This is a genomic window from Chitinophaga sp. 01L420 (assembly GCF_056399985.1).
In genome coordinates this window covers 19,098-31,883 of the sequence record NZ_JBFTSK010000006.1, presented here as the reverse complement: position 1 = coordinate 31,883, position 12,786 = coordinate 19,098, and the positions used below count along the sequence as shown (strand labels likewise).

The following is a 12,786-nucleotide window of genomic DNA, read 5'->3' as shown; positions in this document are numbered from 1 at the left end:
AAAAAATCAACACATGAAAATGAAATGTACCATTTCAGATCAGTACTCCCGTAGAAGCGGGCCAACTGCATCCCGTATTAAACGATTCCTTTTATTGGGATGCACCCTTTTGCCGGCTACATTTGGCTACGCACGGCAAAGCGGGTTGAACGAAAAAGTAAAACTGGATATTTCCCGTGCCTCCCTATCCCAGGTGTTGAATGCATTGGGCTCCCAGAGCTCTTTTACGTTCAACTATGTAAAACAGGATTTCGACAAAATTATGGTCAGCGATTTTAAACCGGACAACATCACGTTGAATGAAGCACTCAACCTGCTCCGGAATAAATCAGGCATAGAGTACAGCGTAAGTGACAAGGCGATCCTGCTGAGAAAAGCAGAGAAAGACCCGGTAACACAAACTACCCAGGTAGCTGCCACCCATAAAATTACCGGTAGAATTACCACCGAAACCAAGGAGCCTATTCCTGGTGTTTCTGTATGGGTGAAAGGAACAAAAACAAGAACAGTAACAAATGCAGATGGAAGATATGAGATCACTGCGGAGAACGAAAAGTCAGTACTGGTTTTTAGTTTCGTAGGATATGAAACCATAGAAGCAGTGGCAGGTAGTGCTGAAACGCTGAACTTCACGCTCAAAATAAGCAGCAGTGGTTTGAATGAAGTAGTGGTACTGGGTTATGGTACTGCGAAAAAAGGTGACCTGTCTGCTGCGGTATCTGTAGTACCGGATATGAAGCAGATCAAAGAACGTCCGGTGATGGATGTTGCCGGCATGATCCAGGGTAGAGTACCTGGTATTACGGTGGTAAATAACGGTGGTCATACCAGCAGCCCCAATAATATAGTGATCCGCGGTGTGGGATCTCGTAAGGATGAAAGTGTGTTGTACGTAGTAGATGGGGTACCTGGTGCACCTTACAATCCGGCTGACGTGGAATCTATCACAGTGTTGAAAGATGCGGCTTCAGCTGCCATTTATGGCGCATTCTCTGGTTCTGCAGGTGTAATATTGGTTACTACCCGTCAGGCGGCTAAAGGCCAACCTTCTGTTCAATATACGGGCTTTGTAGGTGCAAAACAGGCATGGCGTACATTACAATCACTTACTTCAGAAGATGCAGCGAAAGTCAGTAACCTGGCACAAACCAATGCCGGCGCCCGGCCATTGGATGGTTGGGATCCAGCCAAGAATCCATATGGCGCGGTAACCCGCACCGACTGGATGAAAGAAATTTTCCGTACCGGTTTGATACAAAGACATAACATCAGCGTAAATGCCGGAACAGATAAATTTTCTACGCTCTTTCAGGCCCGTTATGAAAATGAAGAGGGTACCCTGTTAAATACCTATAATAAAAATATTTCCTTAAGATTTAATACTACTTACGAGTTTACTAAAAATGTAAAACTGCGTCAGGATATCTTCTGGAATAATAATGATAACAGGGATGCAGAAACAGCCAGTGGTTACACCGGTGTTATTACATCTGCCATCTATATGCCGCGTTCTGCTACTCCTTACTATGAAGACGGAACATTTGGTGGTGTTGGTCCCAGAGGTAATATCTACAACGGAATCTATGGTGATGCGGTAAACCCGGTTGCCAGCTTGCTGAGAAACCAGCCTTATAATAAGAAAAGTGACCTGCAGTCAGTAACAGAGTTTACGATTTCAGATATTATTCCAGGCCTAACCTATTTGTCTCGTTTTGCCTATCGTCAGAACAATGGCTTATGGAAAAATTTTGAGCCCAAGAGAACAGAGCCAGGCAAGCCTAATGATCAGAACAGATTAAGTTACTCCTCTGATAAAGGGTATAAATGGATCTGGGAAAATACACTGAACTATAACAAAATAATCCAGAAACATAACATCGGAGCAATGGTGTCTATGACGGCACAGGAAGAGTCCAATCGTAACTTTTCTGCATCGGCATCGGGCCTGGAATACGAAGCGGATTGGTCCCAGTTCTTTGTAAATGCAAGTATTTTTGATAAAGAACGGCCAAAGGATGATCAGTGGAAAGACCGTTCCGCGTCTTATGTAGGAAGAATTGCCTATAGCTGGGCTGATCGTTATTTTGTAACAGGAAGTTACCGGTATGATATTGCTGGTCGCCTGGCGGAAGGCTATCGGGCCAAAGGTTTTCCCGGCGTTACAGCTGCCTGGAAAATCAGTTCTGAACCCTTCTTTAACGTAGCGGCTGTAAATCTGCTTAAAATCAGGGGTAGCTGGGGCCGCATTGGCAACATCGGATCTATTGACCGTAATTATGGGTATCCTACGCTGCTTCCAGGTTCTACTTACCAAATCGGTAACGGAGCACCATTAACCACTTCTTTATCAAACCCAGGGTTATTTAACCCTGCGCTTTCCTGGGAAACTTCTCAGCAAACAGATCTCGGTATCGATATCAGCATGTTCAGACAGCGTCTGAGTATTACTGCCGATTATTTTGATAAGCTCACGTACGATCTCATCAAACAACAGGATACCAAATGGCCTAATACCTTTGGTTATGATGCGCCTTATCTTAATCAGGGTAAGATCAGCAATAAAGGAGTGGAAGTAGCCGCCACCTGGAGTGACCATATAGGAGCAGTAGGTTATAGTCTGGGTGCTAACATCGCCACCTTAACCAATCGCGTAACTTATATTGATGATAACAAAGGGTCTTTCTGGTCGCATGGTGATAGTTACAGAGGTGTACTTACACCCTTCCGTTCTACAGTAGGACAACCATATTACTCTTACTGGTTGATTCAATCAGCAGGATTGTTCCAGTCTGATGCAGAAGCTGCGGCTTATCAAAAAGGTGGTCAGGCGATTCAAAAAAATGCAAAAGCCGGCGATATCAAATTTGTTGATCAGAATGGAGATGGAAAAATTGATGATGCAGACCGTGTATACATGGGCAATGCATTCCCTAAACTGACTTATGGATTTAACGCCAGCTTTACCTGGAAAAATTTTGACCTCAGCATATTTATGCAGGGAGTAGGTGGTGTGAAACTGTTCAATGCTTTCAAGATGACTACCTTAAGTGGTTCTGAACAGGGATACAACCGCTGGGATAAAATTAAAGATGCCTGGACGCCGGAAAATACAGGATCCAATATACCACGGGTTCGTGCGAATGATCCCAATGGTAACTTCGGTACTAACTCTGACTGGTACCTGGAAAATGGGAACTACCTGAGATTGAAAAATCTGCTGATAGGTTATACTTTCCAGAAGATGAGCTGGAATAAAGGACTGCGTGTGTATTTCAGCGGCGACAACCTGCTCACCTTTACCAAATATTCCGGTATGGATCCGGAAGTGGGTGGTATAGGTCTTGACGGTGGTCAATTCCCTGTTTCCCGTGTGTTATCTGTGGGTGCTAATGTTAAATTCTGATCAAGCCAAACTGTATTATTATGAAATCAAGAATCAATTATATATGCCTGCTGGCATCAATCACCGTTGGTTTAAGTGCCTGCACCAAATGGGTAGACTCGAAACCTTACGGTGCGCCTTCTACGGCATTTTTCTGGCAAAGCGATAATGACCTTGTGAAGGCAACAACAGCTATGTATGAAACCATGCCCAACGAATCTACCTGGGGCAGGAATCTTTTCTGGGTGCAGGATGCGAGTGATGACCTGATTGTAGGAAGAGCAAAGGCCGATGGTGAAAATATTAAGAACTTCATTCCAAGTGGCCGGGAAGGTTATCTGACAGGCGGTTGGGAAGATTTGTATAAAACCTTAAACAGGGCTAACCAGGTAATACAGGGTGTGCCTACTTCTAAAAACACCTCAGAAGCTGCGCGTAACCAGGCACTGGGCGAGGCGTATTTTATGAGAGGATTTGTACACTTCTGGATTGCCTACGTATGGGGACACAAAGACCAGGGCGTTCCTTTTGATGGACCTGAAAATCCGGAGTTCGGAAAACGTATACCTCCGCAATTAGCATCTGTAAAAGATAACTATGCACAGGTAGTCAGTGATATGCAGAAAGCGGCTGACCTGTTGCCTCTCTTTGAAACATATACCGCCAAAGATCAGGGTAGGGCCCATAAAGCGGCTGCCTGGGGATACATGGTGAAAGCATATGCTTATTGGGCGCAATACGATCAAAGCAAATGGGCGCTGATACCTGCCCTTTGCGATAAGATCCGTGATCAAGGTCATCGCGCGCTGATCAAAGACAAGCCAGATGGGAAACAAAACTACAAAGCAGTATTCGCCATTGCTAATAACTGGAGCTCAGAATATATCTGGTCTGTTACTTCCGGTACACAGGGCGGATCTGAATTTCCTGGTGTAGTATTGGAAAATAAAGGTTGGAATAGTTTTAACGGCTGGGGCTATTTTCAGCCTACAGAAGAATTGTATGATGAATATGAAGCCAATGATCCCAGACGTGAGGCAACCATCCTTAAATTTGGAGATAAATTCACTTATTTCGGACTAAATTTTTCCTATTACTCCACCAACAGCTTGTCAGGCTTCCAGATCAATAAATACATGGAGCCATACTCCTATGGAACTGATGGTAAGTCAAGCACCAATCCTAATATTAACCAAAGTCCTGATTATCCTACTACCGCACTCAATTTGCCTTTAATGCGCTATGCTGAAATTTTGCTGTTTAAAGCAGAGGCGCTGATTGCACAGGGTAAGAACGGTGAAGCGGCCGCTCCTTTAAATGAAGTACGCAGCCGAGTTGGGTTGCCTGGTATCGCCAGTCCTACCATGAATGACCTGAAGCATGAACGCCGGGTAGAATTAGCCTGCGAATGGACAGACAGATTTCAGGACCTGAAAAGATGGGGAGACTATGCGAAGATCAATGCGCCATTACATGGACGTCTCCACACTAATAGCTCAGATCCGGTATCTCCGTATACGATTAAAGAAGTATGGCCTGCACGTCATTTCGATCCGGCTAAACATATGGCGTGGCCTATGAATCCGGACGTGGTGAATAAAAGCGATGGTGCTTACAAACAAACACCAGGATGGTAAAATAGAATTACGAATTAGGAATTACGAATTACGGATTTGTGGGTAGACAGTAARCGYTTACTGTCTACCCACAAATCCGTAATTCGTAATTCCTAATTCGTAATTTATGTTGTACTTTATAGGGTAATGCTAATTGCCATGCCCAAAATATTGCTCTTTACCATTATACTGTTCTGTTGCTTTTGTCTTGAAATGAGCTGCGCTACCTCCGGGGCAGAACATCCCCCTGATACGCTCTCCGTGGTCGTAAAGCCGCTGTTTAAGGACTTCATGGGCATTAACGGGCATATTACCTTCAAGCCGGCTTTATATGGACAGGTTTGCCGCCTGGTGCGTAATTATCATAACATCAACTGGGATGTAAACGCAATAGGCGATTCTCTGGCGATACCAGTAACGGTTAATCATCTCAACTGGAAGAATGATGTATACGGCCCCTGGAAAAGTGCCGGCTTTGAAACAGATATCTGTTTGCAGYTTCTGAGTTTTGGAGTAGGCTCACCGGATTACCGGCAACGCTGGACCGGCCATGAACAGTGGGCATATGATTATGGGAAAGCTATGGCCACCTACTACGGCCCTTCTGGTAAGGAAAAGCTAAATACTTCTTTCGAAATAGATAATGAACCCGGTAACAGGTTTGATCCGGCATTATTTAAAACACTCTTTACAAAAATGGCGCAGGGGATCCGCGACGGTGATTCCATGCTAAAGATTGTAACACCGGCAGTGGTAGCCGGTAAAGGGGATAATTATTCACAGGGTTTAAATAATTTTTATGGAGATAAAGACATACTACCCCTGTATGATATCATCAATTTACATACCTATGCTACCATAGAAAAAACGCTTACCAATGACAATTCCTGGAACAGGAGTTTTCCGGAAGATAATTCCCTGCAATACCTGAAAGTAATAGACGATGCCATTACCTGGCGTAATGAGCATGCACCGGGGAAGGAGGTATGGGTAACCGAATTTGGATATGATGCCTGTACACCGGCGGCCATGAAACAACGGAAAGACTGGGCACTGAAGCTCAACTGGCAGGGTGCCAGCGATTTGCAGCAGGCACAATACCTGGTGCGTTCTTTCCTGGTATTTGCTGCCCGCGATGTTCAACGCGCCTACTTATACTATTACAATGATGAAGATGAAGCTTCTTTCCATGCGGCTTCCGGGCTGACACGCAATTTTAATCCGAAACAGTCTTTCTGGGCAGTGAAGCAGCTGTACCAGACACTGGGCGATTATCGCTTCCGCCGCATCGTACAAAAGAAAGAAGGAGAGTTGTACGTATTTGAATTTGAGCATAGCAAAGATTCGCAGTCGCTGATATGGGTGGCCTGGTCGCCTACCGGTGCCAGTACACAGTATAAAGACAGCTATCAGCCGCATGTAATAAAAGCAACACTCGATAAGCTGCCGGGACTGCCGGAGCGTATAACGGGCATGGCTACTGCAGATGCACCTGCCCCCCCGGTTGCCTGGGAAAAGGCGGGAGACAGCAGCATCCAGGTAACGGTAGGCGAAAGTCCTGTCTATATTACAATCCGTAAAAAATAAAAATCCCCGGTCTTACCGATGGTTTTTTAAATTAGCGGGATGAATCACCCAAAGACCAATACCCGGCGCCCGTTTGTTTTATCCGGAGGTGGCGCCCGTGGCTATGCCCATCTGGGCGTGTTAAAAGCATTTTCAGAGCATAACATTTTCCCGGAAGCCATTTCAGCTACCAGCGCAGGGTCTATTGCCGCCGCCTTTATATGCGACGGCTACAGCACCGATGAGGTGAGAGAAATATTTAAGCAACATAAGCTCGGGCTGTCTATGCAGTGGCGGAACTGGCGTGCCGGTTTCCTGTCTCTCAAAAAAGTAGAAGAAGTACTGAAGCAAACACTACGACATAAAACATTCGAAGAACTAGACATTCCTTTATACATTACGGCCACCAATTTTGTTACCGGCGATCAAACCATTTTCAGCGAAGGAGATCTGATTCCGGCTATCCTGGCAGCATCTTCTGTGCCGTTGCTCTTCCCTCCGGTAGAAATTGCAGGTGCCCAATATGTAGACGGCGGCCTGTCCGGCAACCTGCCCATAGAACCACTGATGGCACAATACAGGGATATCATTGGTGTACATGTAAACCCGCTGACGCCTTATAGCCCCACCAACGGTTTCCTGGCTAATGTAGAAAGAACGCTGCACCTGGCTATCCGCGAACCGGTGCTGAAAAACAAATTGCTGTGCAGCTATTTTATTGAACCCACAGAATTGGGAAAGTTTGGGATGTTTGAGTTCAACCACCTGGAATCGATCTATACTATCGGTCTCGACTATACGCGAAATTTATTGCAGCAGGAACCGGTGATGTAAGGGGCTAAAGTGAAAATCTAAATTCCCTCGTATGGCTTCCTGGTATACATTCAAAATGAATCGATGAAAAAAGTAATAGCAACGCTTATACTATTGATTGCCTTGATGGCCGTCCATGCGCAACAAAAAGAAGTCCCCGTATTTGTGTCGGGTACGGATGGCTATAAAGCATTTCGTATTCCTGCTTTTATCCGTTTGCCCAATGGAGAACTGCTGGCTTTTTGTGAAGGCCGGGTAAACGGTATGGATGATTATGGAGACATTGATATGGTGATGAAGCGAAGCACCGATGATGGAAAGACCTGGTCCGCCCTGCAGGTGATAGCAGAATCAGGAACATTGCAGTTGTCCAACCCCGGACCGGTAGTAGATCTCACCGACCCGGCCTATCCCGGCGGCAGAATATTCTTTTTCTATAATACCGGCACTGTGCGGGAAGGTGATATTATCAAAGGCAAAGGCATCAAGCGTTGTTACTATAAAACCTCGGCAGACGGTGGTCATACATGGGATGCGCCGGTAGATATCACCTTGCAGATACATCGTCCTAAACAACCAGGAATAGATCCGGCATTTAATTTTGCGGAAGACTGGCGCTATTATGCCAATACACCAGGGCATGTGATGCAGTTTCAGGAGGGGGCTTTTAAAGGCCGGATTTTTATAGCGGCCAATCATACTGCTGGTCCCGCCGTAGCGCATGCGGCACACTATGTGGCGCACGGCTACTATACAGATGATCACGGCAAAACATTTAAGGTGGGCAACAACATCACAGTACCAGGCAGCAATGAATCTATGGCAGTGGAGCTTTCCGGTAATAAACTGATGATGAACAGCCGCAATCAGAACCGGCAGGATATCCACGTACGACTGGTGTCAATAAGCAGCGATGGCGGCGCGACCTGGGACACCACTTACCGCGATATGCAGCTCACCGATCCTGTTTGCCAGGGCAGCATCCTGAACATAGGCCGCTCCGGTAAAAAGAATATACTGGCATTTTGCAATGCGGCCGACTCACTGGAAAGAGACGACCTGACGCTCCGCATCAGCTTCGATGACGGGCAAACCTGGAAAAAAAGTTATCGTATTTATAAAGGCAATGGTTCCCGTAAAGCAGGTTATGCATATGCTGCTTATTCAGACATTGTAAAGCTGGGCAGGAAAAAAATAGGCGTGCTATATGAAAAGGATCAATATACCTCCATCGTTTTTACAGTGGTGAACTGGAAGTAATTGCAGTGCCTTCGGGTCGGTAGTATCCCTGCCATATAAGTTTATTTACCTCAAATATAGGCTGGCAGCTCATTGCCGGCCTTTTGTTTTATACCCCCCTGCATCATTGTCGCAAAGTCTACTCTATTTTGTCGTATTCCCCCTTCCTGCGTGTTGAATAGTCATGGTATGTTTGCATTAACAAAAACGATCACAATAAAAACTTATAAAAATGAACACAGCAACAAAAAACATGATCACCGTATCTGCCATTGTAAATGCACCAGTTGCAAAAGTTTGGGATGCCTGGACAAACCCCGTACACATTGTTAAATGGAACAGCGCCTCCGATGACTGGCATACGCCTAAAGCAGAAAACGACATCCGCACCGGTGGAAAATTTCTGTCACGTATGGAAGCAAAAGATGGCAGCTGGGGCTTTGATTTCGCAGGAGTATATGACGAAGTAAAAGATCATGAACTGATTGCCTATACGCTCGGTGATGGCAGAACGGTAACCATTACTTTTGAAGGCGAAGGTAATACCACCAAAGTAACAGAAGCCTTCGAAGCAGAAGCGGAGAACTCCCTGGAAATGCAGCAGAGCGGCTGGCAGGCCATCATGGATCATTTCAAAAAGTATACAGAATCCATTACCAAATAATATTATCCTAATGAAAACACTGATTGTTACACTCGCGCTGATCGGTATCTTCTTTATTCCAGGTCATGCACAATCATCGAATGGTAATCATATGAGTACGTTAAAAACATCTGGTTATGCACCTGTTAATGGACTGAAAATGTACTACGAAGTACATGGTGCAGGAAAGCCACTGGTATTGTTGCATGGCAGTTATATGAATATTGACCTGAACTATGGGCAGCTGATACCAGAGCTTGCAAAAACACACCAGGTGATAGCACTGGAAATGCAGGGCCATGGCAGAACAGGAGATATCGATCGGGCATATTCGTATCCCGCAATGGCCAGCGATGTAGCAGCATTATTACAGTACCTGAAAATAGACAGTGCCGATGTGTTAGGCTACAGCCTGGGAGCTACCGTAGCACTCGAACTGGCTATTGAACATCCATCTCTCGTAAATAAACTGATTATTATTTCCTCCGTGTATAAATACGATGGATGGGTACAGGCAGCGAGAGATATTTTCTCCACCATGAAACCTGAGTTCCTGGAACAAACACCGCTGAAAAAGGAGTACGACAGACTCAGTCCGGATAAAAGTCATTGGAAAGCATTTGTAGCCCAAATGATCAAATTTGATACCGCCACTTTTGACCTGGGTGCAGATAAAGTAAAGCAGATAAAATCACCTGTGCTGATTATTAACGGAGACAACGATGGTGTAGACCTGAACCATGTGGCGGAAATGTACAGACTTTGTGGCGGCGGTATTTTTGGTGATATGACAGGATTACCCAAATCACAGCTGGCAATTATACCCGGCGCTACCCACGTAAGTCTGATGATGGAAACCGGTAAGTTAACCAACCTGATAAGCCCGTTCCTGGCTAAATAATCTTCCCTCTATATATTTTCAACGGCCGCATGAATCGTAGATTTATGCGGCTGTTTGCTGTAATGACCGGAAATGGACACCGCTGTACTAAAAGTGAACATCCATAAAGGCAGAGGAGTTATAAAATATTGATTATCAAATAATATTCATCAGGTATTGTATTTGTGGAATGGATAGTCCTTGTATCGTAGCTTAGTGCTTTTGCAAAAGAAGCGCATTCATTTTATTTTTTTAATAGCTGTAAAATGCTCAAAAATAATATCAGGATCATTTGGCGAAATCTCTTAAAGGATCGTCAGTTTACTTTGCTGAATTTATTAGGTTTATCTACCGGCCTGGCCTGCTCCTTATTACTATGGTTATGGATCAGTGATGAGCGCCATGTGAATAAATACAATGAAAAAGATCAGCACTTATATCAGGTGATGGCGAATGTGAAAAGTAATGATGGTATTTATACCATGAACAATACACCAGGGCTACTGGGGAAAGCATTAAAGGAAGAAATACCTGAAATTGAACATGCCGTATCTGTACTCCCCGCCTCCTGGTTTCCTTTCAAAGGGATCATTACCATTGGCGATACCCGTATAAAAGCAGGAGGACAGTATGTAGGGAAAGATTACTTCAACGTATTTACCACTCATTTGATAGCAGGAGATGAAAGCCAGGTGCTGCAGGATAAATCCAATGTGATTATTTCTGAAGAGCTGGCGCGTAAATTTTTTAATACTACCACAGGCGTGGTGGGTAAAACATTAAAATGGGATGCAGGGGAATTCAGCGGTTTGTATACCATCTCCGGCATATTCAAAAGCAATCCTCCATCTGCTACAGAGCAGTTTGACCTGATGTTTAATTACGACCTGGTACTCGAAAAGAGGCCAGGATTATTGGAATGGGGCAATAATGATCCAAACACGTTTGTAATTGTAAAGGATAAAACAAACATTGACCAACTCAATCATAAGATCGAAAATTTTGTAGCGAACAAAAATAAGGATGCAGGCATTAGTTTGTTTCTTGGAAGGTTCTCCGATCAATACCTGTATGGGAAATATGAGAATGGCGTACAGGCTGGTGGAAGAATTACTTATGTCAAAATGTTTTCTATTATTGCGATTCTCATATTGCTGATTGCCTGTATCAATTTCATGAATTTATCTACGGCAAAGGCTTCGCGCAGAATGAAAGAAATAGGCATTAAGAAAGTAATGGGCGCCAGTCGGGGTACTTTGATTGCACAATATATGGGAGAGTCTATGTTGATGACTTTCCTGTCGATGATCCTGGCCATCATTTTTGTTGTCTTCCTGATACCTGTTTTTAATGAAATTTCCGGTAAACAGTTAAGTCTGCATTTCAGTATGGAACTGATGTTGACAGTATCAGGCATTGCACTGATCACTGGTTTGGTGGCCGGCAGCTATCCTGCTTTATATCTCTCCGGATTTAACCCGGTAGCGGTTTTAAAAGGAAAGCTCAATACTTCTTTTGGAGAGGTGATGGTACGTAAAGGGCTGGTGGTATTCCAGTTTACGCTATCTGTAGTATTCATTGCAGCTGTGTTGATCGTTTATAAACAGTTGAGTTTTATCCAATCAAAGAACCTGGGATATAACCGGGAGCATTTGATCCATTTTGAAATTCCATTGGAAGAAGACTCCGTAAAAATGAGTCATGCGGCGGCTTTCGTAAACGAGTTGAAAGCTATTCCAGGCGTGGTAAATGCCTCCAGCTATTATCATAACCTGATGGGCGCACACGGTGGAACTTCTTCGCTGAAGTGGCCTGGAAAAGATCCTCACGCTGATATCGATTTTGCAAATATTGAAGTAGGATATAATTTCCTGGAAACAGCCGGTATCAATATTAAAGAAGGACGTAACTTTTCTGTGAGCAATAATGCGCACAGGGAAATTGTCTTTAACGAAACCGCTATTAAAAGAATGGGATTAAAAGAACCTGTTGGCAAAACCATCCGGCTGTGGGGAGAAGACCGGCAGATAGTGGGTATCGCAGCTGATTTTAATTTTGAATCATTGTATCAGTCGGTACAACCCTGTTTTTTCCAGGTGTACCCGGTAATGCCCAATATCATGGTGAAGGTGAGCGGCGACAGGGAGGAACAAGCGATTGCTGGTATCCGTAAAGCGTTCCAGCGGTTTAATCCGGGAATGGCATTTGAATACCGCTTCCTCGACGATGACTATCAGGCCATGTATGTCGCCGAAATGCGAATCGGTAGCTTATCCCGTTATTTTGCTGGTTTAGCTATCATCATATCCTGCCTGGGCTTATTTGGACTGGCTGCTTTTACTGCCCAAAGGCGACAGAAGGAAATCAGTATCCGCAAAGTGATTGGTGCATCTGTGAGTAATCTTACATTATTGCTATCCAGGGACTTTTTTAAACTGGTATCCCTCGCAGTAGTCATCGCATTCCTGCTGGTGTGGTGGGGAATGAATCACTGGTTGGGTTATTTTGCTTATCGTATTCATATTGGGCCGGATGTATTCCTGATCACCGCCGGTGTTATTACAGCCATTACGCTGTTGACAGTGAGTTTTCAGGCCATTAAAGCGGCAGTAGCTAACCCGATAAAGTATTTGAAAGGGGAGTAGGT

At 44.6% G+C, this 12,786-nt stretch carries 8 protein-coding genes; all 8 read left to right on the top strand.

All coding sequences use genetic code 11. The features are described from left to right. Nucleotides 1–13 precede the first annotated feature (13 nt). The 8 genes from AC1DP6_RS07660 to AC1DP6_RS07625 all read left to right on the top strand — a co-directional run bounded on the left by AC1DP6_RS07660 (nt 14) and on the right by AC1DP6_RS07625 (nt 12,784). A complete protein-coding gene (locus tag AC1DP6_RS07660) occupies nt 14–3,403 on the top strand; it encodes a SusC/RagA family TonB-linked outer membrane protein (RefSeq protein WP_477054292.1) in 3,390 nt (1,129 codons plus the stop codon). A 20-nt stretch (nt 3,404–3,423) separates the two neighbouring features. Continuing rightward, nucleotides 3,424–5,019, top strand: a complete 1,596-nt coding sequence (locus AC1DP6_RS07655) for a RagB/SusD family nutrient uptake outer membrane protein (protein WP_477054291.1) — start codon at nt 3,424–3,426, stop codon at nt 5,017–5,019. Between the two features lie 138 nt (nt 5,020–5,157). Further along, nucleotides 5,158–6,585: a hypothetical protein gene (locus tag AC1DP6_RS07650; protein ID WP_477054290.1), complete on the top strand. Its 1,428-nt coding sequence runs from the start codon at nt 5,158–5,160 to the stop codon at nt 6,583–6,585. A 39-nt stretch (nt 6,586–6,624) separates the two neighbouring features. Next, on the top strand, nt 6,625–7,398 hold the full coding sequence (locus AC1DP6_RS07645; protein WP_477054289.1) for a patatin-like phospholipase family protein: 774 nt from the start codon (nt 6,625–6,627) through the stop codon (nt 7,396–7,398). Between the two features lie 63 nt (nt 7,399–7,461). Further along, entirely contained in the window at nt 7,462–8,637 is a 1,176-nt protein-coding gene (locus AC1DP6_RS07640; protein ID WP_477054288.1) for a sialidase family protein, read from the top strand. 211 nt (nt 8,638–8,848) lie between these two features. Continuing rightward, complete coding sequence (locus AC1DP6_RS07635) at nt 8,849–9,280, top strand: SRPBCC family protein (protein ID WP_477054287.1); 432 nt, start codon at nt 8,849–8,851, stop codon at nt 9,278–9,280. A gap of 10 nt (nt 9,281–9,290) precedes the next feature. Further along, a complete protein-coding gene (locus tag AC1DP6_RS07630; protein WP_477054286.1) occupies nt 9,291–10,160 on the top strand; it encodes an alpha/beta fold hydrolase in 870 nt (289 codons plus the stop codon). Between the two features lie 245 nt (nt 10,161–10,405). After that, entirely contained in the window at nt 10,406–12,784 is a 2,379-nt protein-coding gene (locus tag AC1DP6_RS07625) for an ABC transporter permease (RefSeq protein ID WP_477054285.1), read from the top strand. The last annotated feature ends 2 nt before the right edge of the window (nt 12,785–12,786 follow it).

Excerpts from the sequence above, each read along its gene's own strand:
- AC1DP6_RS07660 (WP_477054292.1), top strand. The coding sequence starts at position 14 with ATGAAAATGAAATGTACCATTTCAGATCAGTACTCCCGTAGAAGCGGG.
- AC1DP6_RS07655 (WP_477054291.1), top strand. The coding sequence starts at position 3,424 with ATGAAATCAAGAATCAATTATATATGCCTGCTGGCATCAATCACCGTT.
- AC1DP6_RS07645 (WP_477054289.1), top strand. The coding sequence starts at position 6,625 with ATGAATCACCCAAAGACCAATACCCGGCGCCCGTTTGTTTTATCCGGA.
- AC1DP6_RS07640 (WP_477054288.1), top strand. The coding sequence starts at position 7,462 with ATGAAAAAAGTAATAGCAACGCTTATACTATTGATTGCCTTGATGGCC.
- AC1DP6_RS07635 (WP_477054287.1), top strand. The coding sequence starts at position 8,849 with ATGAACACAGCAACAAAAAACATGATCACCGTATCTGCCATTGTAAAT.
- AC1DP6_RS07630 (WP_477054286.1), top strand. The coding sequence starts at position 9,291 with ATGAAAACACTGATTGTTACACTCGCGCTGATCGGTATCTTCTTTATT.
- AC1DP6_RS07625 (WP_477054285.1), top strand. The coding sequence starts at position 10,406 with ATGCTCAAAAATAATATCAGGATCATTTGGCGAAATCTCTTAAAGGAT.